The 24690-nt window shown below is 64.8% G+C and carries 20 protein-coding genes and 4 tRNA genes; 4 read left to right on the top strand and 20 right to left on the bottom strand.

Translation table 11 applies throughout. The features are described 5' to 3' along the window. The first annotated feature begins 98 nt into the window (after positions 1-98). Positions 99-647: a cytochrome b gene (locus tag LOY34_RS19105; RefSeq protein WP_195884723.1), complete on the top strand. Its 549-nt coding sequence runs from the start codon at positions 99-101 to the stop codon at positions 645-647. Here the strand turns inward: LOY34_RS19105 and LOY34_RS19110 are convergent. Beyond that, a complete protein-coding gene (locus tag LOY34_RS19110; protein ID WP_258663889.1) occupies positions 644-1543 on the bottom strand; it encodes a 1-aminocyclopropane-1-carboxylate deaminase/D-cysteine desulfhydrase in 900 nt (299 codons plus the stop codon). The two genes, LOY34_RS19105 and LOY34_RS19110, sit on opposite strands and share 4 nt — an antisense overlap. Before the next feature lie 78 nt (positions 1544-1621). Then, positions 1622-3658: an NADPH-dependent 2,4-dienoyl-CoA reductase gene (locus tag LOY34_RS19115; protein ID WP_195884725.1), complete on the bottom strand. Its 2037-nt coding sequence runs from the start codon at positions 3656-3658 to the stop codon at positions 1622-1624. A 193-nt stretch (positions 3659-3851) separates the two neighbouring features. On the opposite strand from LOY34_RS19115, the gene LOY34_RS19120 reads away from it, so the two are divergent. Together LOY34_RS19120 and LOY34_RS19125 are read left to right on the top strand one after the other, a co-directional pair. Next, complete coding sequence (locus tag LOY34_RS19120) at positions 3852-4973, top strand: carbon-nitrogen hydrolase family protein (RefSeq protein WP_195884726.1); 1122 nt, start codon at positions 3852-3854, stop codon at positions 4971-4973. Between the two features lie 3 nt (positions 4974-4976). Then, positions 4977-6017 carry an AraC family transcriptional regulator gene (locus tag LOY34_RS19125; protein WP_045195083.1) on the top strand — a complete coding sequence of 347 codons (1041 nt, stop codon included), beginning with the start codon at positions 4977-4979 and terminating at the stop codon, positions 6015-6017. A 203-nt stretch (positions 6018-6220) separates the two neighbouring features. Here the strand turns inward: LOY34_RS19125 and LOY34_RS19130 are convergent, their stop codons facing one another. Continuing rightward, on the bottom strand, positions 6221-7081 hold the full coding sequence (locus tag LOY34_RS19130) for a DUF2242 domain-containing protein (protein ID WP_195884728.1): 861 nt from the start codon (positions 7079-7081) through the stop codon (positions 6221-6223). 266 nt (positions 7082-7347) lie between these two features. On the opposite strand from LOY34_RS19130, the gene LOY34_RS19135 reads away from it, so the two are divergent. Beyond that, positions 7348-8901 (top strand): methyl-accepting chemotaxis protein, encoded by a 1554-nt coding sequence (locus tag LOY34_RS19135; RefSeq protein WP_258663892.1) that lies wholly within the window; start codon positions 7348-7350, stop codon positions 8899-8901. Between the two features lie 8 nt (positions 8902-8909). On the opposite strand, the gene LOY34_RS19140 is transcribed toward LOY34_RS19135, so the two are convergent. From LOY34_RS19140 to asd, 17 genes are all read right to left on the bottom strand, one after another. Further along, positions 8910-9659: an SDR family oxidoreductase gene (locus LOY34_RS19140; RefSeq protein ID WP_195884729.1), complete on the bottom strand. Its 750-nt coding sequence runs from the start codon at positions 9657-9659 to the stop codon at positions 8910-8912. Positions 9660-9861: 202 nt separating this feature from the next. Beyond that, positions 9862-9938 (bottom strand) — tRNA-Asp (locus tag LOY34_RS19145). 111 nt (positions 9939-10049) lie between these two features. After that, positions 10050-10126 (bottom strand) — tRNA-Asp (locus LOY34_RS19150). A 99-nt stretch (positions 10127-10225) separates the two neighbouring features. Beyond that, positions 10226-10302: transfer RNA gene (locus tag LOY34_RS19155), tRNA-Asp, on the bottom strand. A gap of 76 nt (positions 10303-10378) precedes the next feature. Continuing rightward, positions 10379-10454, bottom strand: a tRNA-Val gene (locus tag LOY34_RS19160). A 180-nt stretch (positions 10455-10634) separates the two neighbouring features. Next, positions 10635-11393, bottom strand: coding sequence for an SDR family oxidoreductase (locus LOY34_RS19165; protein ID WP_174242333.1), 759 nt, complete (start codon positions 11391-11393; stop codon positions 10635-10637). 11 nt (positions 11394-11404) lie between these two features. Next, the gene (locus LOY34_RS19170; protein ID WP_093380622.1) at positions 11405-12616 is read right to left on the bottom strand and encodes an O-succinylhomoserine sulfhydrylase; all 1212 of its coding nucleotides are present in this window, start codon (positions 12614-12616) and stop codon (positions 11405-11407) included. Positions 12617-12631: 15 nt separating this feature from the next. Further along, the gene (gene purF / locus LOY34_RS19175; RefSeq protein ID WP_010223267.1) at positions 12632-14137 is read right to left on the bottom strand and encodes an amidophosphoribosyltransferase; all 1506 of its coding nucleotides are present in this window, start codon (positions 14135-14137) and stop codon (positions 12632-12634) included. A gap of 41 nt (positions 14138-14178) precedes the next feature. Next, positions 14179-14733, bottom strand: a complete 555-nt coding sequence (locus LOY34_RS19180) for a CvpA family protein (RefSeq protein WP_045195095.1) — start codon at positions 14731-14733, stop codon at positions 14179-14181. A gap of 99 nt (positions 14734-14832) precedes the next feature. Next, positions 14833-15501: an SPOR domain-containing protein gene (locus LOY34_RS19185; RefSeq protein WP_195884730.1), complete on the bottom strand. Its 669-nt coding sequence runs from the start codon at positions 15499-15501 to the stop codon at positions 14833-14835. Then, the gene (folC, locus tag LOY34_RS19190; protein ID WP_195884731.1) at positions 15485-16792 is read right to left on the bottom strand and encodes a bifunctional tetrahydrofolate synthase/dihydrofolate synthase; all 1308 of its coding nucleotides are present in this window, start codon (positions 16790-16792) and stop codon (positions 15485-15487) included. Before folC ends, LOY34_RS19185 begins: the two co-directional genes overlap by 17 nt. After that, positions 16789-17709, bottom strand: a complete 921-nt coding sequence (accD, locus tag LOY34_RS19195; protein ID WP_045195100.1) for an acetyl-CoA carboxylase, carboxyltransferase subunit beta — start codon at positions 17707-17709, stop codon at positions 16789-16791. The genes folC and accD overlap by 4 nt, the downstream gene beginning before the upstream one ends. Before the next feature lie 279 nt (positions 17710-17988). Beyond that, positions 17989-18609 carry a phosphoribosylanthranilate isomerase gene (locus tag LOY34_RS19200; RefSeq protein WP_195884732.1) on the bottom strand — a complete coding sequence of 207 codons (621 nt, stop codon included), beginning with the start codon at positions 18607-18609 and terminating at the stop codon, positions 17989-17991. 61 nt (positions 18610-18670) lie between these two features. Beyond that, a complete protein-coding gene (gene truA, locus LOY34_RS19205; protein WP_230090973.1) occupies positions 18671-19495 on the bottom strand; it encodes a tRNA pseudouridine(38-40) synthase TruA in 825 nt (274 codons plus the stop codon). Positions 19496-19615: 120 nt separating this feature from the next. Continuing rightward, a complete protein-coding gene (locus LOY34_RS19210) occupies positions 19616-22333 on the bottom strand; it encodes a FimV/HubP family polar landmark protein (protein WP_258663896.1) in 2718 nt (905 codons plus the stop codon). Between the two features lie 70 nt (positions 22334-22403). After that, complete coding sequence (locus LOY34_RS19215; RefSeq protein WP_195884735.1) at positions 22404-23414, bottom strand: aspartate-semialdehyde dehydrogenase; 1011 nt, start codon at positions 23412-23414, stop codon at positions 22404-22406. A 160-nt stretch (positions 23415-23574) separates the two neighbouring features. After that, positions 23575-24687 (bottom strand): aspartate-semialdehyde dehydrogenase, encoded by a 1113-nt coding sequence (gene asd / locus LOY34_RS19220; protein ID WP_045195108.1) that lies wholly within the window; start codon positions 24685-24687, stop codon positions 23575-23577. Positions 24688-24690 lie beyond the last annotated feature (3 nt).

Raw genomic sequence — 24690 nt, forward strand, 5'->3', positions numbered from 1 at the left:
TTTCTGCTGCAATGGCCGGGTAATCGGCTGGCAAGCGGTTACAGTTAGCTGACTGCGCCACAAGAGCGCGGACTTCGACCTGATGATGAGGAATACCCATGACGTTGAGCCAAAACCAGGCCCGCTATGGCGGTCTGTCGATTGCCCTGCACTGGCTGATGCTGGTGCTGCTGGCGGCGGTCTACGCCTTTATCGAACTGCGCGGCATGTTCCCCAAGGACAGCGCCGAGCGCGCGCTGATGAAAGACCTGCACTTCATGCTCGGCCTGACAGTATTCGTGCTGGTCTGGCTGCGCCTGGCCCTGCGCCTGGGCCGCCCGACCCCGCCGATCATTCCGGCGCCGCCGGCCTGGCAGACCGGCCTGGCGCACCTGATGCACCTGGCCCTGTACCTGATGATGATCGGCCTGCCGCTGGCCGGCTGGCTGCTGCTCAGCGCTGCCAACAAGCCGATCCCGTTCTATGGCTTCGAGCTGCCGGCGCTTATAGCCCCGGACCCGGACCTGGCCAAGTTCATCAAGGGCTGGCACGAGCGCATCGGCACCTGGGGCTACTGGTTGATCGGCCTGCATGCTGTTGCCGGCCTGTTCCATCACTATGTGCAGCGCGACAACACCTTGCTGCGCATGTTGCCACGCAATAACTAGGCGAACCCGCGGCGGCCCTGCAGGCCGCCGCTGTGCAAAAAGATCAGCCGGGTGTCGGCGGCAAAAGCCCCCGCTTCGACTTCCCGGCGCAGCGCCAGCAAGGCCTTGGCGGTGTACAGCGGCTCCAGCGGCATGCCCGTTTCAGATTCGCAGTCGGCCATAAACGCCACCAACTCGTCATCGACCTTGGCAAAGCCGCCACGGCAGGCCTCATGCAGCCTGTAACCTGCCTTGCCAACCAGTGTTTCGACAGACTCGGGCACGCCGTGGTCCAGCGGTACGGCCAGGGCGCCATGCACCTCACGCCGGCCCGCCTCGGCCAACACCAACCCGGCCAGGGTGGTGCCGGTGCCGGCCGCCAGCCACCAGCCGTGGTAATCCGCCCACCCCAGCGCCGCCAACTGCGCTTGCGCCTGCTCGACGATCAACGCACAGCCCTTGGCACCCAACGCCCCGCCACCGCCTTCAGCGACACACTGCCACCCCAGATAAAGCGCCTGCCACGGCTGCCAGAACCCCGGTTGATGACGCTCGCGATAACCGCCATACCCCAACCAGTGCAGCTGCATGCCAAAAGCTTGCAGGTCGCGCACGGTCGGGGTGTCCTGGGCATGGCCACGCAACAGCCCGGCGGTAGCAAAGCCGAAGCGCTTGCCCGCCGCCGCCAGGGCATGCAGGTGATTGGAATGGGCGCCGCCAAGGCTGATCACCCCGGGCGCCCCTTGGGCCTGGGCGTTTCGCAGGTGTTCGAGCAGCTTGAACCACTTGTTGCCACTGATCAGCGGGTCGATCAGGTCCAGGCGCAACACCGCGAGCTCCACACCATGAGGGCGTAGCCAGTTCAGCGGCAAGGGTTGCAGGGGGGCGAGCGGAAGGTCGTCGAAATTGCCAATCATGGGCGGGGCACAACAGGGCTGCCAGGGCAGCGCAGTGTAACAGCGCGACGGGCCGGGCGGCCCGCCGCGCTGCGCCGGTCAGAGCTCGGCGGCCAGGCGCGAGCCCTGGTTGATGGCGCGCTTGGCGTCCAGTTCGGCAGCGACATCGGCGCCACCGATCAGGTGCACCGACTGCCCGGCGGCGAGCAAGCCGTCCTGCAGTTCGCGCAGCGGATCCTGGCCGGCGCAGATGACGATGTTATCCACAGGCAGCACCTGCGGCTCGCCCTCGGCGATACGGATGTGCAGGCCGGCATCGTCGATGTTCAGGTATTCGACGCTGTTAAGCATCTGCACCTGCTTGTTCTTCAAGCCCGTACGGTGAATCCAGCCGGTGGTCTTGCCCAGGCCGTCGCCGACTTTGGTTTTTTTCCGTTGCAGGAGGAACACCTGGCGCGCCGGCGCATGCGGCTCGGCCTTGATCCCGGCCACGCCGCCGCGGGCTTCAAGCCGGGTATCGATGCCCCACTCCTTCCAGAACGCTTCACGATCCTGGCTGGTGGCCACGCCCTGGTGCACCAGGTACTCGCAGACGTCAAAGCCGATACCGCCGGCGCCGATCACCGCGACCTTCTGCCCTACCGGCTTGCGCTGCAGCAGCACGTCCAGGTAGCTCAACACCTTGGCGTGCTCGATGCCAGGGATGGCCGGCAGGCGCGGGGCGATACCGGTGGCGAGGATGATCTCGTCAAAGCCGCCCGCCGCCAGTTGCTCGGCATCGACGCGGGTGTTCAGGCACAGCTCGACACCGGTGGTCTGCAGCTTGCGCTTGAAGTAGCGCAGGGTTTCATAGAACTCCTCTTTGCCCGGCACGCGCTTGGCCACGTTGAACTGGCCGCCGATCTCGCTGGCCGAATCGAACAGGGTCACTTCATGGCCGCGCTCGGCCGCCACGGTGGCAGCCGCCAGGCCGGCTGGGCCGGCGCCGACAACGGCGATACGCTTGACCTGGGTTACCGGCAGGTAATTGAGCTCGGTTTCGTGGCAGGCGCGCGGGTTGACCAGGCAGCTGGTCAGCTTGCCGCCGAAGGTGTGGTCCAGGCAGGCCTGGTTGCAGCCGATGCAGGTGTTGATCTCGTCGCCACGCCCGGCGGCGGCCTTGTTGACGAACTCCGGGTCAGCCAGGAACGGCCGCGCCATCGAGACCATGTCGGCATCGCCCTCGGCAAGGATCTGCTCGGCGACTTCCGGGGTGTTGATGCGGTTGGTAGTAATCAGCGGGATCTGCACCGCGCCGCGCAGCTTGGCGGTGACCTTGGTGAATGCCGCACGCGGCACCTTGGTGGCGATGGTCGGGATCCGCGCTTCGTGCCAGCCGATACCGGTGTTGATGAGGGTCGCGCCGGCCTGCTCCACGGCCTTGGCCAGCTGCACGATCTCTTCCCAGCTGCTGCCGCCCTCAACCAGGTCGAGCATCGACAGGCGGAAGATGATGATGAAGTTCGGCCCTACCGCTTCGCGCACCCGGCGCACGATCTCCACCGCCAGGCGCATGCGGTTCTCGTAGCTGCCACCCCAGCGATCGGTACGCTGGTTGGTGTGGGCGGCGAGGAACTGGTTGATGAAGTAGCCTTCCGACCCCATGATCTCGACGCCGTCGTACTCGGCGCTTTGCGCCAGCAGCGAGCAGGTGACGAAGTCCTGGATCTGCTTCTCGATGCCCTCTTCGTCCAGCTCACGCGGCTTGAACGGGTTGATCGGCGCCTGGATCGCGCTCGGCGCTACCGATTTGGGGCTATAGGCATAGCGCCCGGCGTGAAGGATCTGCATGCAGATCTTGCCACCGGCTTCATGCACCGCTTTGGTGACGATGCGGTGTTTATCGGCTTCTTCCGGCGTGCTCAGCTTGGCGGCGCCGGAGTACACCCCGCCCTCCACGTTCGGGCCGATGCCGCCGGTCACCATCAGGCCGACGCCGCCACGGGCACGCTCGGCAAAATAGGCCGCCATGCGCTCGAAACCGCCGGGCTTTTCTTCAAGGCCGGTGTGCATCGAGCCCATCAGGGTGCGGTTGCGCAAGGTGGTGAAACCCAGGTCCAGCGGGGCGAGCAAATGCGGGTATTGAGCGGCGGCCATAGTGAACTCCACAACAGGCGTAATCACGGAATGCGGGCGCCTCGCCAAGGCTGGCGGGGCCCGTCAGTTATCTGAGGCCGACATTAAAGAGCCAGCGGGCGCGGCTCAATGACCGAAAGTGACAAGTTATTGATCCTGCTGCACTCGGGGTCTACCCTAGGGGCCGAATCCCTTTTCGGCGCTGTCCCGTTTCATGCGAAAACTTCTGTTGAGCGCCCTGGCGCTGGTTGTCATTGCCGTCCTCAGTGGCTACGGCTTTTGGACCGAGCAGCGCCCGGCCGGGCACTACCTGTCGGACCTGCGCATCGAGCTGGCCCTGAGCGAAGGCGTGCCGGCCGATCACGGCAACCTGCTGGGCGTCGAGCCGCAACTGTTCCCCGGTGACTACCAGAGCCTGCAGCGCCTGCACCGCAAGCTGGCCGCCTACCTTGAACACGCCCGCGCCCAGGGCCTGGTCAACGCCAAAACCATCGTCATCCTGCCCGAACACATCGGCACCTGGCTGTGGGCCCGAGGCGAGAAGAGCGAGCTGTACCAGGTCACCCAACGCCGCGAAGCCCTGCAATGGCTGGAACTGAGCAACCCGCTGCGCTACGGCCTGGCCCTGCTCGGCGCCGAGGGTGACGACCGCCGTGCCGACGCCCACCTGCGGATGAAAGCCGGGCAAATGGCCGAGGATTATCAGCAGCTGTTCGGCGGCCTGGCCAAGGAGTTCGGCGTGACCCTGGTGGCCGGCTCCATCGTCCTGCCTGAACCTTACGTCGAGCGCGGCACCCTGCGCATCGGCTCCGGCGCCCTGTACAACGCAAGCCTGGTGTTCGCCAGCGACGGCTCGGTGCTCGGCCAGCCGCAACGCCAGCAGCACCCGGACAGTGAAGTGCGGCGCTTTATCAGCAGCGGCACCGATCAACCGCCACAGGTGCTGCAAACCCCGGCCGGGCGCCTGGGCGTGTTGATCGGCAGCGACAGCTGGTACCCGAGCAACCAGCAGCAACTGGCCAACCAGTTTGCCCAGATCGTCGCCAACCCGGTGTTTCTCAGCGGCCATGACAGCTGGAACGCGCCGTGGCGCGGCAACCGGCATCAACCCCTGGCCTCGTCGCTGGCGCTAAAGCCCGGTGAGGTGAGCGAACACGAAGCCTGGCAACGCCTGACCCTGAACGCCAACGCCGCCAGGGTCAACAGCATGAGTGTGTTCCTGCGCGGGCGCTTCTGGGACCTGGCCGCCGATGGCCAGGGCTTTGCCCAGCTCAACGGGGTGAACCTGGGCGGCACGTCCAGCCCCGGTGCGCGCCTGCTGAACCTCTGGTTGTAGGGCATGAACCGTCCCCGCGTGCGCCTGGGCGACCTGTCGGTCGGTTTTATCCAGCCGCTGAGCGAAACCCTGCAGCAACGCGGCATCGATCCTACGGCCCTGCTCGCCCGCTACGGCCTGGAGCCAGCGCGCCTGGCCGAAGCCGGCGCGCGCCTGTCGATCCCGCGCTATATGCACCTGGGCCATGCCGCCATCGAACTGACCGGCGACCCGGCCCTGGGCCTGCACATGGGCCACATCAGCCGCCTGGGCCAGGCCGGCCTGGCCGGCGTCACTGCGGCACAAGCACCCACCGTGGGCGAAGCGGCGCGCACCTTGTTGCGCTTCGAGCCACTGTACGCGGCCAACTACCGCGGGCACTCAAGCTTTCATGAAGACAGCAGCGGCGCCTGGCTACGGTTCTATTCGATCAGCCCGTACAACGCCTATAACCGCTTTGTGGTCGATTCGCTGCTGGCCGGCTGGCTGGCGCAGCTGTCGAGCCTGGCGGGTACGATGCTGCTGGCCGAACGGGTCGAGATCGAGTTCGAGGCGCCCGCCTACGCCGCCCACTACCAGGCCTTGAGCTGCAACCCGGTGCAGTTTGGCGCCGCCACCAATCAACTGCGCCTGAGCCGCGCCAACCTGGCCCTGCGCAACCCGGCGCACTGTCCGAGCACCTGGCAGCACCTGCTGCAGCTGTGTGAGGCAGAGCTTGAACAGCGCACGCGGATTCGCAGCCTGGGCGAGCGCATCGCCCACCTGCTGGGGCCGCTATTGAATGGCGGACGGGAACCGGATCTGGAGGAAGTGGCCAGGCATCTGCAATTGCCGACCTGGACCCTGCGGCGCAAGCTGGCCGAGGAAGGCACGCAGTTTCGCGCCATCCTCAACGATACCCGGCGCGATCTGGCCATGACCTATATCCGTGACACGGAACTGGCCTTTGGCGAGATTGCCTACTTGCTCGGGTTTGCCTCGGCGGAGGCTTTTCAGCGCGCGTTCAAGCGCTGGAACGGCATCACCCCGGGCGAGTTTCGCCGCAGCCAGCGGCGTACCGGCTGATTACAGCTCGGTAGCGTCTTCGGCCGGCTCGACCGGGTCGAGCTCAATGGCGCGGTATTCGAGTAGTTCTTCTTGATAGTCGTCCATCGTCTGCTCCGTTGTTTCTCATTCATGTCATTGATTCATCAACGAGCCTAAAGTGCCGCGATGAAAGAAAAATGACAATGACGCTTATCAAAACAACGTAGCAGAGACGGGCGAATTTACAGCGGCGCCTGCTCGCTGCTGGCCGGTGCTACCGGGGCGATGGTCGGGGTCGGCTCTACGGCTGCCGGTGTGCTGCTGTCCTGGACGCTGATCGGCGCAGCTTCGGCGGGCGGCGGCACCGGCTGCGAGCCACTGCGGTCATCCACCACCGGCGCGGCCGGCACTTCGGCCGCCGGCGCCGGCGACGGTTCGCTGACCGGTACGCCAGCCGCTGGTGCTTCAACCGGAGCCGGAGCCAGGGCGGCCGCTGGTGCTGCCGGCGCGGTCTCGGGCACACCCAGCTCCACCGCTGGCTTGGCTGCAGGCTTTGCCTCAGCCTTCTTCTTGGTTTCCTTGGGCAGGAAACTTTCCACCAGGGCGAAGTAACGCTCGTAGAACTTGGCCGAGGTCACGGTCTCGCTGGCAACCTTGACCATCGAATCGTCACTGGAGCCGATCGGCATCGACACCGAACCCAGCACGCCAACGCCGAGGCTGGCCGAGGTGTTGGATTTTTTCAGCGCATAGCGGTCCTGCAGGGCGTTGGCGAACATGGTCGAGCGCTGCTCGTCGCCGCTGTCGCGGGCACAGACCACGTTGAAGCTGATCTGCAGGTGCGAATCGCCAGTCTGCTGGAAGCTCTTGTTGCCATTGACCTGGCCAGCGTCGCTGCTGGTGATGATATAGCCCTGGCTGAGCAAGGCACGGCGCGCCGCTTCGCAGGTACCGGCTTCACTCACCGCAAAGCTGCGCGAGAAGGTACCCGAGTCGTCGAAATTCTCGTGTTCGTAAATGGCAGCTTTCTTCGAAGAACAGCCGGAAACACCCGCCAGCACAAGGGCCAGCCCGAGCGCACCGCAGACGGTTGACTTTGACATTGCAAATCCTGAGGAAACGGTCGGCGCCTATTGTGCAACACATCGACGGAATGCTGAAACCACAGGCGGGCAATCACCGCAGAAAATTCATACAAGGGGCCAGTGATCGCCCCTGATGCCGGGGTTTGACCATTGGTCGATAAACCCACAAATCCTTCGCTCAAGCCCTACGAACAGATCGGACCCATCCGACTTTTGCCCTGCCCATTCTACGACTACGCTGGCAACTAGCCATCACCGCCTACCGGTCGACAGGAGTTATCTCGGTGAAAAACCTATCTGTGAAAATCAAGTTGCTGCTTGGCTTTGCGCCCATTCTGGTACTGATGGTGCTACTCGCCATTACCGCCATCAACAGCTTGAACACCCTGACCCAGCGCGCCGATCGCCTGGTGTCGGTCAACTACATCCTCGACAACCTCAATGAAATGCGCGCCGCCCAGCTGAGTTTCGAGCAACGCCGCGAAGGCAGCTTCGCCAGCCAGCTGGTACAGGCCCACCAGGAGGCCAGCCGCCTGGTCGAGGAAAACCTCGGCGCCCTGCCCGATGCCGACTCGCAGCGCCTGCTCCAGGCCACTGGCGATGATCTCAAGCAGTACCTGCAACAGTTCGAACAACTCAAGGCGGCCAGCGGCGGCACCCTGCTGCAGAGCAAGCTGCATGACCAGTTGCTGCAGACCGTGCATCAGGGCCTGGAGGCAATCAACCAGTTGATCACCCTGCAGAACCAGAAGAGCACCGAGGAATCCAGCGACAGCCGCAGCCTGATGCTGGGCTTGCTGTTCGCAGCCCTGGTGCTGGGCGTGCTGATCAGTGCGCTGATCATCCGCCAGGTCACCCAGCCGCTGCGCCAGGCGGTGGAAACTGCCCGGCGCATTGGCCAAGGCGACCTGACCAACACTGCCAGCGAACCACGCCGCGACGAATTCGGCCAGCTGTTGCAGGCGCTGGCGCAAAGCGGCGAGAACCTGCGCGAGATGCTTGGCCAGGCCGGGCATGTCACCCGCCAGCTGTCGACCGCCGCCGAGGAGCTGTCGACCATCACTGAACAGACCAGCGCCGGCATCACCAGCCAGAAGGTCGAAACCGACCAGGTGGCCACGGCAATGAGCGAGATGGTTGCCACCGTCCAGGAAGTCGCGCGTAACGCCGAAGAAGCCAGCGAAGCCACGCACCAGGCCGACAGCCAGGCCAAACAGGGCAACCGCGTAGTGCAGCAGGCCCTGAGCCAGATCGGCCAGCTGGCCGACGACATCGGCAATTGCGCCAGTGCGGTCAGCCAATTGTCGGAAGAAAGCGAGCGCATCGGCACCGTGATGACGGTGATCAACGCCATTGCCGAACAGACCAACCTGCTGGCTCTCAACGCCGCCATCGAGGCGGCGCGCGCGGGTGAGGCCGGGCGCGGCTTTGCCGTGGTCGCCGATGAAGTGCGCGGGCTGGCCCAGCGCACACAGCAATCAACAGCGCAGATCGAGACGCTGATTCTGTCGTTGCAACAAGGCGCGCAGAAAGCCGCCGAAATGATGCAAGCCAACCAGCAACAGGTCGGCGGTACTGTGGAATTGGCCAACCAGGTCGGTATCGAGCTGCAGGCCATCACCCAGACCGTGACCGGCATCCAGACCATGAACCTGCAGATCGCCACCGCCGCCGAACAGCAGAGCAGCGTCGCCGAATCGATCAACCGCAGTGTGCTCAGCGTGCGCGACGTTGCCGAACAGTCGTCCACCGCGTCTCAGCAGACGGCGGCTTCGTCGGTGGAACTGGCGCGCCTGGGCAGTGAACTGCAACAGCTGGTGGCGCGCTTTCGGGTGTAACCGGTAAGTCAGCCGAACAGGCCGCCGTCGTCGCTGTCGATAACGATCGACGACAGGCTCACATGCCGCGGCCGGGTCACGGCAAACAGCACGGCCTCGACCACGTCACGGTTGGTGCCGCGCTCACCTTTCTGGCGTTGGGCGGCGGCCTCCCAGGCCGGTTGCGTCGGGCAGATGTCGTCCAGGTACGGCGGGTGCACGCACAGCGAACGGATCGGCGTACCGGCCAGTTGCTGACGCAACCCCTCTGCCAGCGCACGCTGGGCCTGCTTGGCGGCGTAGAACGGCACTGAGACGCTGTGCAAGGCGGCATTGGGCAGCGCGCTGATCGAGCCTATGGTGACGATGTCCGGGCGCTGAGAGCGGCGCAGAGAGGCCAGCAAGCCCTGGGTGAAGAGAAAGGTACCGGTGACCGCAGCGTTGATCACGCCGTGGATGTCTTCAGGGGAATAACCTTCCTCGTTGTGCTCCAGCCACATGGCGCCGTTGTTGATCAGCAGATCGATAGTGGGGAAGCGCTGGCTGATGGCCTGCGTTGCCTGGGTAACGCTGGTGCTGTCGGCGAGATCGACCTGGACAGTCAATGGCAGTTGAGCGGTGCGGGTTTCGATCGTGGCAGCGACTTGGGCCAGGGCTGCTTCGTTGCGGCCACAGAGCACCACCTTACAACCAGCGTCGGCCAGGGAGATGGCCAACGCGGCACCCAGGCCGCGTCCGGCACCGGTGATGACCGCGATCGAGTCTTGAAGATTGTTCATCCTGAACCTCAGTGGAAGACTTGAGGCGCTAGCATACCGCTTGTGCGGACTGGATGCAGACCAAGCAGGCCTGAAAAGCATCGCGGGGCAAGCCCGCTCCCACAGAATGGGAGCCGGCCTTGCCGGCGATGGCCGCACCACGGTGCCAAAATTTCGGCACAAAAAAAGCGACCCGAAGGTCGCTTTCTCTGGTACTGCAATATGGCGCAGCGGACGGGACTCGAACCCGCGACCCCCGGCGTGACAGGCCGGTATTCTAACCGACTGAACTACCGCTGCGTGTCGTGCTCACCCGGGCTGCGCAAAGGCTGCAAATCCCGGGCACAAAAAAAGCAACCTCAGGTCGCTCTCTTTGTTGCTTCGAGGAGTTCAAGGGCCTCGAAGCGAAGATGGCGCAGCGGACGGGACTCGAACCCGCGACCCCCGGCGTGACAGGCCGGTATTCTAACCGACTGAACTACCGCTGCGTATCGTACAGGCTTGCGCCCGCTTGAAACTGGGATCTGGCTACAAGGCTGTTTGGCCCTGGAACCTCAAACCGGTCGTTAAACCGATCTGGAGAAAAGTGGCGCAGCGGACGGGACTCGAACCCGCGACCCCCGGCGTGACAGGCCGGTATTCTAACCGACTGAACTACCGCTGCGCATATGGACTTGCGTCCGGTTCCTCTCTGGTAACACCTTCTTGCGAAAGTGTCGGGTCAGGAACATCTCAGGAAGTGGTGGGTGATGACGGGATCGAACCGCCGACCCTCTGCTTGTAAGGCAGATGCTCTCCCGGCTGAGCTAATCACCCGTGTGCTTCGCTGAGGTGGCGAAATTTACGCAGGTATCGAACCTAAGTCAATAGCCTGATTGAAGTTTTTTTCACGGAGGTGAAAAAAACAGCTTCAAGCTTCAAGCTGCAAGCTACAAGAAAAAGCAAAATCAAAAGCACAACGCGGACATCTTGCGGCTTGAAGCTTGCCGCTTGCGGCTACCGATAAATCATCTTCTTGGTCATGCCGCCGTCGACCACGAATTCCTGGCCGGTGACGAAGCCGGCGTTGCGCGACAGCAACCAGGCCACCATCGCCGCCACGTCTTCTACCGTCCCTACCCTGCCCGCCGGATGCTGAGCATGGTCGGCTTCGGTCAGGGGTTCGGCACGGCGCTGGGCTGGATCACGGGCGTCGATCCAGCCGGGGCTGACGGCGTTGACGCGAATCTCCGGGCCCAGGCTCATGGCCAGGGCATGGGTCAGGGCCAGCAGCCCGCCCTTGCTCGCGGCATAGGCCTCGGTGTCGGGCTCCGATTGCCCGGCGCGCGTTGACGCCAGGTTGACGATCGCCCCGCAATGGGCGCGCAGATACGGCGCACAGTGCTTGGCCAGCAGCATCGGGCCGCCCAGGTTGACCGCCAGCACCCGGTTCCAGTGGGCCAGGCTCAGGCTTTCGAGGGTGGTGTTGTGCGGGTCGGCAATCGCCGCGTTGCATACCAGGGCGTCGAGCCGGCCAAACTGGCCCAGCACTTCGGCCACGCCGGTCATTACCTGGGCTTCGTCGGCGACATCCATGCCGACGAACCAGGCGTTATCACCCAGCACCTTGGCCACTTTCGCGCCACGGGCCCGGTCGAGGTCGGTGAGCACCACCTGCCAGCCTTCGCTGATCAGCCAGGCGGCAATGCCCAGGCCGATGCCCCGCGCCGCGCCGGTGACCAGGGCGACGCGGCCGTTATGGCTGCTGTCGCCCACCGACCAGTCGATCACAGTGCCGCCAGCCCGCGGGCCAGGTCGGCCTTGAGGTCAGCGACGTCTTCCAGCCCCACGGCAACCCGGATCAGGCTGTCGCGAATGCCGGCGGCCTCACGCTCCTGCGGCGACAGGCGGCCGTGGGAGGTGGTGCCCGGGTGGGTGATGGTGGTCTTGCTGTCACCCAGGTTGGCGGTGATCGAAATCAGCCGGGTGGCATCGATGAAGCGCCAGGCGCCCTCTTTGCCGCCCTTGACCTCAAAGCTCACCACTGCACCGAAGCCGCTCATCTGCTGCTTGGCCAGCTCGTGCTGCGGATGGCTGTGCAGGCCCGCGTAGTGGACCTTGTCGATGCCGTCCTGCTGCTCCAGCCATTCGGCCAGCGCCTGGGCATTGGCGCAGTGGGCGCGCATGCGCAGGTTGAGGGTCTCAAGGCCCTTGAGGAAGATCCAGGCGTTGAACGGGCTCAGGGACGGCCCGGCGGTGCGCAGAAAGCCCACCACTTCTTTCATCTGCTCGCTGCGCCCGGCAACCACGCCGCCCATACAACGGCCCTGGCCGTCGATGAACTTGGTCGCCGAATGCACGACGATGTCGGCGCCCAGCTTCAGCGGCTGCTGCAAGGCCGGGGTGCTGAAGCAGTTGTCGACCACCAGCTGCGCGCCCTTGGCATGGGCGATTTCAGCCAGGGCAGCAATATCCACAAGCTCCGCCAACGGGTTGGACGGTGACTCGACGAACAGCAGCTTGGTGTTGGCCTTGATCGCCTGGTCCCAGCCGGCCAGGTCGGTCAGCGGCACGTAGTCGACCTGCACGCCGAAGCGCTTGAAGTACTTCTCGAACAGGCTGATGGTCGAACCGAAGACGCTCTGCGACACCAGCACATGGTCGCCAGCGCTGCACAGGGCCATGACGGTCGAGAGAATCGCCGACATGCCGGTGGAGGTGGCAACCGCCTGCTCGGCGCCTTCGAGGGCGGCGATGCGCTCTTCGAACGCGCGTACGGTGGGGTTGGTGTAGCGTGAATAGACGTTGCCTGGAACCTCGCCGGCGAACCGCGCGGCGGCATCGGCCGCCGTACGGAACACGTAGCTGGAGGTGAAGAACAGCGGATCGCTGTGCTCACCTTCCGGCGTGCGATGCTGGCCGGCGCGTACCGCCAGCGTGTCGAAAGCGACCCCTTCGAGGTCGCTGTCCAGGCGCCCGGCATCCCATTCCTGTGTCATGCCGCTGCTCCTAACTTAGTTGTTGTAGAGGTCGATGATCGCGCTGACCGCCTGGTTCTTGACCTTGGAGGCGTCGTTGCGCGCCTGCTCGATCTTGTCCAGGTAGGCTTCGTCGATGTCGCCGGTGACGTACTTGCCGTCGAACACCGCGCAATCGAAATGCTCGATCTTGATCTTGCCACCGCCGACCGCTTCGATCAGGTCCGGCAGGTCCTGGTAGACCAGCCAGTCGGCGCCGATCAGCTCGGCGACATCCTGGGTGCTGCGGTTGTGCGCGATCAGCTCGTGGGCACTCGGCATGTCGATGCCGTAGACGTTAGGGAAGCGCACCGCCGGGGCGGCCGAGCAGAAGTAGACGTTTTTCGCGCCGGCTTCGCGGGCCATCTGGATGATCTGCTTGCAGGTGGTGCCGCGCACGATCGAGTCGTCGACCAGCATCACGTTCTTGCCGCGGAACTCCAGCTCGATGGCGTTGAGTTTCTGGCGTACCGATTTCTTGCGCGCGGCCTGGCCGGGCATGATGAAGGTACGGCCGATGTAGCGGTTCTTGACGAAGCCTTCGCGGAACTTGACGCCCAGGTGGTTGGCCAGCTCCAGCGCTGCGGTGCGGCTGGTGTCGGGAATCGGGATGACCACGTCGATGTCGTGGTCAGGGCGCTCGCGCTGGATCTTCTCGGCCAGCTTCTCGCCCATGCGCAGGCGCGCCTTGTACACCGAGACGCCGTCGATGATCGAGTCAGGGCGGGCCAGGTAGACGTGTTCGAAGATGCACGGCGACAGTTGCGGGTTGGTCGCGCACTGACGGGTGTGCAGCTTGCCCTCTTCAGTGATGTACACCGCTTCGCCCGGCGCCAGGTCACGGATCAGGGTGAAGCCCAGCACGTCCAGAGAAACGCTTTCGGAAGCGATCATGTACTCGACGCCTTCGTCGGTGTGACGCTGGCCGAAGACGATCGGGCGGATGCCGTTGGGATCGCGGAAACCGACGATGCCGTAGCCGGTGATCATCGCCACCACCGCGTAACCGCCAACGCAACGGTTGTGCACGTCGGTGACTGCGGCGAACACGTCTTCTTCGGTCGGTTGCAGCTTGCCACGCACCGCCAACTCATGGGCGAAGACGTTGAGCAGCACTTCCGAGTCAGAGCTGGTGTTGACGTGGCGCAGGTCGGACTCGTAGATCTCCTTGGCCAGCTGTTCGACGTTGGTCAGGTTGCCGTTGTGCGCCAGGGTGATGCCGTAGGGCGAGTTGACATAGAACGGCTGGGCCTCGGCCGAGGTCGAGCTGCCCGCGGTCGGGTAGCGCACGTGGCCGATACCCATGTGACCGACCAGGCGCTGCATATGGCGCTGCTGGAATACGTCACGGACCAGGCCGTTGTCCTTGCGCAGGAATAACCGGCCATCATGGCTGGTCACAATACCGGCAGCGTCCTGGCCGCGGTGCTGGAGGACGGTTAGCGCGTCATACAGCGCCTGATTGACGTTCGACTTACCGACGATACCGACGATGCCACACATGCGACGCAACCCCTACTTAATGAAACTGGATTGAAAAGCGCTCAAGGCGTTTTGGGCCCCAGCAGCTGTTCCTGGAACGGGAGATCAGCCGGTGCGCTGATCCCGCTGGCTAGCCACTGACTGGTGAACCCCAGAATGAGGTTTTTCGACCAGTCAGCCACCAATAGAAATTGTGGCAGGAGGCGAGACTCCTGCCACCACTGATCCTGTTGTACCGGCCCCAGGCTCAACAGCCCGACCGCCACGACCACCAGCAAGGCCCCGCGGGCGGCGCCGAAGGCCATGCCCAGGAAGCGATCGGTCCCGGACAGCCCGGTGACGCGAATCAGCTCGCCGATGAGAAAGTTGATCATGGCCCCCACCAGCAGGGTGGCGACGAAAAGAATGGCGCATCCGGCGATGACCCGGGCCGAAGGCGTCTGGATATAAGCTTCCAGGTACTGCGACAGCGAGCCACCGAACATCCAGGCCACGGCACCGGCGATGATCCAGGTAAGCAGCGACAAGGCCTCTTTGACAAAGCCGCGCTTGAGACTGATCAGCGAAGAAATGGCGATGATCGCGAGAATCGCCCAGTCGACCCAGGTAAATGCCACAGTGTTGCCTGCAAACGGATAAGGCGGCGCATTTTACCAGAGCAACGAGCTGTCGGTAAGCAGTGATTTACCGCCCGGTACGGGCCGGGCGGCAAGGGTTCAACTGCGCTCGGGCTGGAAGCGCACGACAAAGCCCTTGAGCTTCTGCTGGCGGTTGATCACATCGCGCAGGCGCTCGGCCTCGGCGCGCTCGATCAACGGTCCGACATACACCCGGTTCATGCCTTCGGCCGAACGGATATAAGCGTTGTAGCCCTGGCTGCGCAGGGTTTTCTGCAGGTTGTCGGCGCTGGCGCGGTTGGCCAGGCTGGCCATCTGAATCGACCAGCTGACCGGCAGGCCATTGGCGTCGATCTTGCCCGCAGCAGGCTTGGTCGCAGCGGCGACGGTGGCTGCCGGCTTGGCTTCTACCTTGGCGGGCGCCGGCGTCGCCGGTTTTGCCGCGACAGCCGGTGCGGCCGGGGCCGGTGTCGGCAACGGCGTGGCGGCGGGCGCCGGGGCAATCGGCGTGCTTGGCGCCTGCACCGGTGCTGTGGCCTGCTCGACGACCAGCGGCTCTTCGGGTAATACCTGCGGCTCGGGGACCTGCACCGGCTCTACCTTCACTTGCGGCAGGGTCGGCGTGGCCGGTGCCTCGGGGGCTTCGACGCGCACCTGGCGCATTTCGTCTTCGCGCGAGAACAGCATCGGCAGGAAGATCACCGCCAGCGCCACCAGCACCAGCGCCCCGACCATGCGTTGCTTGACCACTTTATCCAGCAATGCCATTTGCCCCGTCCTCCGTGGCCTGCCGGTCGAGCCACTGCAGGGCTTCGCCGACACAGAAAAATGATCCGAACAGCAGGATTTCGTCATCCGCCGTTGCCTGCGCGCACTGCCCGTCCAGGGCGGCGGCGACGCTGGGGTAAGACTGCACCGCAGCGCCAAGGTTCGTCAGCGCCGCCTGCAACTCGCCAGCCGGCCGGCTACGGGCGGTGTCCAGCGGCGCCACGGCCCAGGCCTGAACCTGGTGCTGCAGCGGCTTGAGCACGCCGTCGAGGTCCTTGTCGGCGAGCAAACCGAACACCGCCAGGCGCTTGCCCTGCGGCGGTCGGGTGGCCAGGCGCTGAGCCAGGTACTCGGCAGCATGCGGGTTGTGCCCGACATCCATAAGGATAGTCAAAGGTTTGCCTTGCCAGGTAAAGGCCCGGCGATCAAGGCGACCGACCATGCGCGTGCTGCGCAGGGCCTCGGCAATCTGCCCGGCATCCCACGGCAGGTCGAGCAACAGGTAGGCCTGCAATGCCAACGCGGCGTTTTCCATCGGCAGGTCGAGCAGCGGCAAATCCTGCAGCTCGACCACCTCGCCACGGGCATTGACCCCACGCCACTGCCAGTACTGGTCAGTGCTGGCCAGGTCGAAATCGCGACCGCGCAAAAACAGCGGGCTGTTCAGGGCACGGGCCTTGTCCAGCAACGGCTGCGGCGGATTGAGGTCACCACACAGGGCCGGCTTGCCCTGGCGGAAGATCCCGGCCTTCTCGAAGGCCACCAACTCACGGGTGTCGCCCAGGTAGTCGACATGGTCAACGCCGATGCTGGTGACCAGCGCCAGGTCGGCATCGACGATGTTGACGGTATCCAGGCGTCCGCCCAGGCCGACTTCGAGCACCACGGCGTCGAGCGCCGCCTGCTTGAACAGCCAGAACGCCGCCAGGGTACCGGCTTCGAAGTAGGTCAGGGAGATGTCGCCGCGGGCCGCTTCAACCGCGGCGAAGGCTTCGCACAGCTGCTCATCGCCGGCTTCAGCGCCGTTGATCTGCACCCGCTCGTTGTAGCGCAGCAGGTGCGGCGAGCTGTAGACGCCGACCTTGAGGCCCTGGGCGCGCAGCAACGCGGCAACGAAGGCGCAGGTCGAACCCTTGCCGTTGGTGCCGGTCACGGTGATTACCCGTGGCGCCGGCTGGCCCAGCCCGAGCCGCGCAGCGACCTGTTGCGAACGCTCCAGGCCCATGTCGATGGCCGACGGATGCAACTGCTCGAGGTAGGCGAGCCAGTCGCCAAGGGTACGTTGGGTCATACGGTGGCAGGCGCCGGCGGCACGACGATCGGCTCGATCACCGGGGCGACGAACGTGGGCGTCGGCAGGCCCATCATCTGGGCCAGCAGGTTGCCCAGGCGCTGACGCAGCTCCTGACGCGGGATGATCATGTCGATGGCGCCGTGCTCCAGGAGGAACTCGCTGCGCTGGAAGCCTTCTGGCAGCTTCTCGCGTACGGTCTGCTCGATCACCCGCGGGCCGGCAAAGCCGATCAGCGCCTTGGGCTCACCGACGATGACATCACCAAGCATCGCCAGGCTGGCAGAAACGCCGCCGTAGACCGGATCGGTCAGCACCGAGATGAACGGGATGCCTTCTTCGCGCAGGCGTGCCAGTACTGCGGAGGTCTTGGCCATCTGCATCAGCGAGATCAGCGCCTCCTGCATGCGCGCACCACCGGAGGCCGAGAAGCAGACCATCGGGCAGCGGTTTTCCAGGGCGTAGTTGGCGGCACGGACGAAACGCTCGCCGACGATGGCGCCCATCGAACCACCCATGAAGGAGAATTCGAAGGCGCTGACCACGATCGGCATGCCCAGCAGGGTACCGCTCATGGAGATCAGTGCGTCTTTCTCGCCGGTCTGCTTCTGGGCAGCAGTCAGGCGGTCCTTGTACTTCTTGCCATCGCGAAACTTCAGGCGGTCGACCGGTTCCAGGTCAGCGCCCAGCTCGGCGCGGCCTTCGGCATCGAGGAAGATGTCGATACGGGCGCGGGCGCCGATACGCATGTGATGGTTGCACTTAGGGCAGACATCCAGGGTCTTTTCCAGCTCCGGACGATACAGCACGGCCTCGCAGGACGGGCACTTGTGCCACAGGCCTTCAGGGACCGAACTCTTCTTCACCTCGGAACGCATGATCGAAGGGATCAGTTTGTCTACTAACCAGTTGCTCATGCTTTCTTTCTCCAGTAGCGGCGACCGGCAGGCTATGGCTGCCGGCTCGCGCGTATGCCCTTGAGCTCAATTCGTGTATGACGCGATGAGGATGCGGCTCCGGCGCCCGCCTGCAGCGAGCCACCCCGATACCGCACCCTCGTCAACCTGTAAGGGCGACGCCCGTGGCGTCACCCGCTAATTTCGACCGGCCCATGGGCGCGATCCGGCAGCACCGGGCTGCGAAAGCTATGGACGATGGCGCGCGGCCAGCCGTCACATCCGCAGCACGCAGCGCTTTCACGCCTGCTTGACCGCGCGGATAAACGCCTCGATCCGCGCCGGGTCCTTGATGCCCTTGGCCTGCTCCACGCCGCCGCTGACATCCACCGCATAAGGCCGCACCTGCGCAATGGCCTGGGCGACGTTATCCGGCGACAGGCCGCCGGCGAGGATGATTGGCTTGCTCAGTTGCGCAGGCACCAGCGACCAGTCGAACGCCTCGCCGGTACCGCCGGGCACGCCGGCCACGTAGGTATCGAGAAGAATGCCGCTGGCACCGCTGTAGCGCTTGCAGCTGGCCTCCAGGTCGTCGCCCGGGCGCACCCGCAAGGCCTTGATCCATGGACGGTTGTGACCTGCGCAATCGGCCGGGGTTTCATCGCCATGGAACTGCAGCAGGTCGAGCGGCACCGCTTCGAGGATGTCTGTCAGCTCGCAACGGCTGGCGTTGACGAACAGGCCGACGGTGGTGACAAACGGCGGCAAGACGGCGATGATCGCCCGCGCCTGCTGCACATCGACCGCCCGCGGGCTCTTGGCATAGAACACCAGGCCGATGGCATCGGCGCCCGCCTCGGCTGCGGCCAGCGCATCCTCGATGCGGGTAATGCCGCAGATTTTGCTGCGAACGGCGCTCATGACCTGTGAACCTCAGCAGAAAGCGGAAAGTCCCGGATGTTAGCAAATGGCTTGCGGGCCGTCAGCCCGTCAATGCCTCGTAGCCGGTAATGAAGTGTGGGCCGATGTAACGCTCGGGCAGTTCGAACTCGTCGTGGTACTCGACCTGCACCAGGTACAGCCCATATGGATGCGCGGTCACCCCGCCGGCGCGCCGCTCGCGGCTTTGCAGCACTTCCAGGGCCCACTCCGGCGGGCGCTCGCCAGCGCCGATGGTCATCAGCACGCCGGCAATGTTGCGCACCATGTGGTGCAGGAAGGCGCTGGCGCGGATGTCGAGGACGATCATCTGGCCGTGGCGGCTAACACGCAGGTGATGGAGGTTCTTGACCGGCGACTTGGCCTGGCACTGGCCGGCGCGAAAGGCACTGAAATCGTGGGTGCCGACCAGGTACTCGGCGGCCAGGGCCATGCGCTCGGCGTCCAGCGGCCGGTGGTTCCAGGTCACCTCTTCGCCCAGGTGCGCCGGGCGGATCTGGTCGTTGTAGATCACGTAGCGGTAACGCCGGGCAATGGCCTTGAAGCGCGCATGGAAGTGCGCCGGCATCTGCTTGGCCCAGGACACGCTGATGTCGTGCGGCAGGTTGATGTTGGCGCCCATGGTCCAGCCCTTCATGCTGCGCACCGCCTGGGTGTCGAAATGCACCACTTGGCCGCAGGCATGCACGCCGGCATCGGTGCGCCCGGCACAGTGCAGGGTGACCGGCGAATCGGCCACCCGCGACAAGGCTTCTTCGAGGGTTTGCTGCACGCTTGCCACGCCATTGGCCTGGCGCTGCCAGCCGCGGTAGCGCGAACCTTTGTACTCAACGCCCAGGGCGATACGAAAGAAGCCTTCGGCGGCCACTTCGGCAGCCGCGTTATCAATGATTTCCAAGGGGATACAGCCTGTCGGTTTAGCAGATGGCGGCAATTATAACGACAACGGCAGCCACTTGGGCTGCCGTTGGTTTTACACAGGGTGAACTCAGACCAGGCGCGAGAGCAGCTCGTCGGCTTCCTGGCGCTGGGCATCGCTGCCGTCCTTGCGCACTTCGTCGAGAATGTCGCGGGCGCCGTCATGGTCGCCCATGTCGATATAGGCCCGGGCCAGGTCGAGCTTGGTGGCCACTTCGTCGGCGCCGCCGAGGTAGTCGAAATCATCGTCGAGGTCGTCGCCGAGGTGCGGCTCGATCGACGGCTGCTCCAGGCTTTGCGACAGCTTGTCGAGTTCGGCGTTGACGTCATCGAGCTCCGAGGCAAAGTTTTTATCCGCCTGCGAGTCCTCCAGCGACAGCGACAGGTCGAAGTCTTCCGGCAGGTCCAGCTCGCTCAGCGGATCGAACTCGGGCATGGTTTCATCGAACGCCGCCAGCTCTGCGGCGATATCGACGGTCTCGCTGCTCGGCGCCAGCGCCGGCTCGTCGCCAGCGACGTCGAGGTCGAAATCGGCGAGGTCGTCCAGGGCCTGCTCAGGCTCGGCAAGATGCTCTGCGAGCAAGGCGTCGAAGTCCGGTTGCGCCGGGCTGGCTTCGCTCGCGACTGCTTCGGCTTGTGGCGCTTCAACAGCCAGCGAGGGCTCGTCGAGCAGTGGCGGCGCGTCCAGCTCCAGGCCTTGCAGGTCGTCATCCAGGCTCAGGTCGAAGGCACTGTCCAGGTCGTCTTCAGGAACAGGCTCAGGCTCGGCCAGCGATTCTTCAACCACAGGTTCAGGTTCAGGTTCAGGCTCGGCCCCTGCTTCTGGCTCAACGGCTGGCTCGACGGCTGGTTCGGCTTCTGCCAGCGGTTCGGCTGGCGCCTCGTCCTGCAGCAGCTCCTGGACATACTGGGCATCCAGTTCGGCCGCCAGCGCCGCCGCGCTGACGCCCGCCGCCGCGACGGCGAGCATGGCCGGGAAGCGGTTTTTCAGGGCTTCGACATCGGCATGGTTCTGGCCGGTGGCAATCAACTGCCGCTCGTGGCCGACAAAGGCATCGCGATCGCCCTGGCGGGCATAGACTTCCATCAGCTTCAGGCGCAGGTCGCTGCGCTCAGGGGCTGCGGTAACCGCAGGCTCGAGCAGTTCGGCGGCGTGATTGAGGCGACCACGGGCAATGCTCAACTCTGCTTCGTCGAGCACAGCGTCGCCGGTCGGGGCTGCCGGGCTGGCCGCCGGAGCAACCAATGGCGCGGCAATCGGGCCTTGCACCGGCTTGCTCGGCGCTGGCTCCGCCACCACAGGCGCCGGCTCTTCGGCAGGCAAGGCGGCGGCTGTGGCGGCGGCGGCAGATGCCGCGACCACTGCCGGTGCCAGGGTCACGCTCGGCGGCGCGATATCCAGGCCTTCAAAGCTGCTTGGCGGCAGGTCCAGGTCTGGGGCGCGCTCGCCCTCTTCGGCCAGGGCGCGGGCCATGCGCAGGTGTTTTTCCGCTTCCTGGTCGGCCTTGCGCTTGCGTGCCAGCAACAGCAGCAGAAGCAACAGCACCAACAACGCGGAACCGGCGATCAGCGCCAGCAACAACGGGTTGCCGAGCAGATCGTCGAGCATCTTGTTCGAGTCGGCCGGTGCCTGGTCGGCAGCAGGCTGCGCCGGATCAACCGGTGCGGTATCGACCGCAGCCGGTGCCGGGGTGACCACCGGTTCGGCAGGAGCCGGCTGCAACTCGGCGGCAATGGCCGGCGGCTGGGCCGCGGCAGCTTCAGGCGCCGGCGCGCCAGCGGCGCCCTGGGCTTCAAGCTTGGCCAGTTGGTCGTTCTTCAGCGCGATCAGGCGCTGCAGTTTGTCCAGCTGGCTCTGCAGGTCGGCCATGCGACTTTTCAGTTCTTCGTTGTCACGACGGCTGGTGTCCAGGCTTTCCTGGGCCACAGCCAGCTTGTCGTTGAGACCTTTGCCGTCCGCAGCGCCCTTGCTGCCGGGGGCAACCAGCTTGAGGTTGTCCTGGTTGGCGATGCGTGCCGGCGCCGCCTCGGTGCCGCTGCGCCGGGTGGCGTCCAGCTGGCGTGCGCGCGGGCCCAGGCGCCGGCCTTCGCGCCAGGCAGCGTACTGCTCGGCCACTTCGGTAACGGCCTGGGCCTGGGGAATACTGGTGATCTGCTGTTGATCGGGCAGGCGCAAGACCTGGCCGGTTTTCAGCAGGTTGATGTTGCCGTTGATGAAGGCATCCGGGTTCAGCGCCTGAATGGCCAGCATGGTCTGCTGCACCGACCCGCCCTGACGGGCTTTCGAGGCGATTTCCCACAGGGTGTCGCGACGCACGGTGGTGTAGTTGGCCGCGGTTACCGCAGGCGCAACGCCGGCCGGCGCCGGTTGCCCGGCCGGAGCGTTGAACTTGGCCGGGTCGACCAGCACGCTGTAGTCGCGCAGCAGGCGACCGCTCGGCCACATGACCTGGACCAGGAACTTGACCATCGGCGCCGGCAGCGGCTGGCTCGAGGTCACCCGCAACACGCTCTTGCCGTTGGGGTTGATCACCGTGGTGAAGGTCAGGTCATTGAGAAACGCCTGGCGCTCGACACCGGCCTTGGCGAACTCTTCGGCCGGCGCCAGGCTCGGCGCTACTTCGGCCGCGGTCAGGTCGCGGACATCGAGCAGTTCGATCTCGGCATCCAGGGGCTGGTTCTGCGCTGACTTCAAGGTCAGCTCGCCCAACCCGAGGGCATGCGCCATACCGGACGACAGCGCCGACGCCGCGGCTATTGCTAAGACCAGTTTGCGAATTCGAAGCATGACCTCTTCCTTTGAATGAACCTTCCCCGGCAAGCGAGAACAAGTGGAGCAAATTGTCGGCAAGTATCTTTTACACAAGGCCTTTTATCAACAATTGCGCCAGCTGGACCGCGTTCAGGGCCGCACCTTTGCGCACATTGTCGGTGGTCAGCCAGAGGTTGAGCTGCTCAACCTCGTCGATTCCACCCCGTACCCGTCCAACATAGACCACGTCCTGGCCCACTGCGTCACCCACCGGCGTCGGATAATCACCCTCCTCCACCAGTTCGATGCTGTCAGCGGCTTCCAGTGCGGCGTTGACCGCCGCCAGGTCGACCGGCGTGCGGCTTTGCACGGACACACTGTAGCTATCGCCGAAAAACACCGGGACTTGAACGCAGGTCACCGAAATCTTCAGTGAAGGCAAGCCGAGCACTTCGCGCAACTCACTGACCAGGCGGCGTTCAAGGGCGCCATGGCCGTCAGCATCGCTGGCACCGACCTGGGCCAACAGGTTGAAGGCCATCTGCCGGTCGAAGAAGCGCGGCTCCAGCGGGCGGGCGTTGAGCAGCTCGGCGGTCTGCCGGGCCAGCTCGTTGACCGCCTCGCGCCCCTGGGCCGAGACCGCCAGGCACGCGGTGACATTAATGCGCTCAAGTTCCAGCAAGCCCTTAAGGGGCGCCAGGGTTACCGCCAGGGCAATCGCTGCGGCGCTTGGGCTGCTCAGTTGCTGCGGCGCCTTGAGGCTGTCGAGCACTGCCGGGTTGGCTTCCGGCACCACCGCTGGCGCCTGCTCGGCCGGCAAGCCGCCGGACAGGTCGATGACTGCGCAACCGGCCGCCTGGGCCCGTGGCGCGAAGCTGCGGGTCACTGCCGGGCCGGCGGCGAAGAGGGCCAGCTTGACCTTGCTGAAGTCGAAGCTGTCGACCTCGCGCACGCGCAGGCTCTTGCTGCGAAACATCACCCCGCTGCCCGCCGATTCGTTGCTGGCCAGCAGGTGCAGGGTGCCGACCGGGAAATCGCACTCGTCGAGGATCTGCACGAGGGTTTCACCGACAGTACCGGTGGCACCGATAACGGCGATATCAATAGGCTGGCTCATGGAAAAATCCTCTGCTGAAACGGCGGGAGCGGCACTTTACTTGGATTCTCATGCGCGGAACACCTGAATCGCGGGTCAACCCCGCTCCCCCAGCGTGGACCACCCACAAAAAAGCCCGTGCTGTTTCCAGCACGGGCTTGGGTTCAACACCGCCTGGCGATCAACGCTCCAGGAGGATGCGCAGCATGCGCCGCAGCGGCTCGGCCGCGCCCCACAGCAGCTGGTCACCAACGGTGAAGGCGCCCAGGTACTGAGAACCCATGTTCAGCTTGCGCAGGCGCCCCACCGGGATGTTCAGGGTACCGGTGACGTTGGTCGGGCTGAGCTCCTGCATGCTGATTTCACGCTGGTTCGGCACCAGCTTCACCCAAGGGTTGTGCTGGCTGATCATGCCTTCGATGTCGGCAATCGGCACGTCCTTGTTCAGCTTGATGGTCAGTGCCTGGCTGTGGCAACGCATGGCGCCGATGCGCACGCAGATGCCGTCGACCGGGATCGGGCTCTTGAAGCGGCCGAGGATCTTGTTGGTCTCGGCCTGGGCCTTCCACTCTTCACGGCTCTGGCCGTTAGGCAGCTCTTTGTCGATCCACGGGATCAGGCTGCCGGCCAGCGGCACGCCGAAGTTCTCGGTCGGGTAGGCGTCGCTGCGCATGGCCTCGGCAACCTTGCGGTCGATGTCGAGGATGGCGCTGGCCGGGTTGGCCAGGTCATCGGCGACCGCGGCGTGGGTCGCGCCCATCTGGCGAATCAGCTCGCGCATGTTCTGCGCACCGGCGCCGGAGGCTGCCTGGTAGGTCATGGCGCTCATCCACTCGACCAGGCCGGCTTCGAACAGGCCGCCCAGGCCCATCAGCATCAGGCTGACAGTGCAGTTGCCGCCGATGTAGTTCTTGGTACCGGCGTCGAGCTGCTGGTCGATGACCTTGCGGTTGACCGGGTCGAGAACGATGACCGCATCATCCTGCATGCGCAGGCTTGAGGCGGCGTCGATCCAGTAGCCCTGCCAGCCGGCTTCGCGCAGCTTGGGGAAGACTTCGTTGGTGTAGTCGCCGCCCTGACAGGTCAGGATCACATCGAGGGTCTTGAGCTCTTCAATGCTGTAAGCGTCCTTGAGCGGAGCAATATCCTTGCCCACTGCCGGACCCTGGCCACCGACGTTGGAGGTGGTGAAGAACACCGGCTCGATAAGATCAAAATCCTGCTCTTCCAGCATCCGCTGCATGAGCACGGAACCGACCATACCGCGCCAACCGATCAGACCTACACGTTTCATCGC

Source organism: Pseudomonas sp. B21-009, assembly GCF_024749345.1.
Classification (GTDB): domain Bacteria; phylum Pseudomonadota; class Gammaproteobacteria; order Pseudomonadales; family Pseudomonadaceae; genus Aquipseudomonas.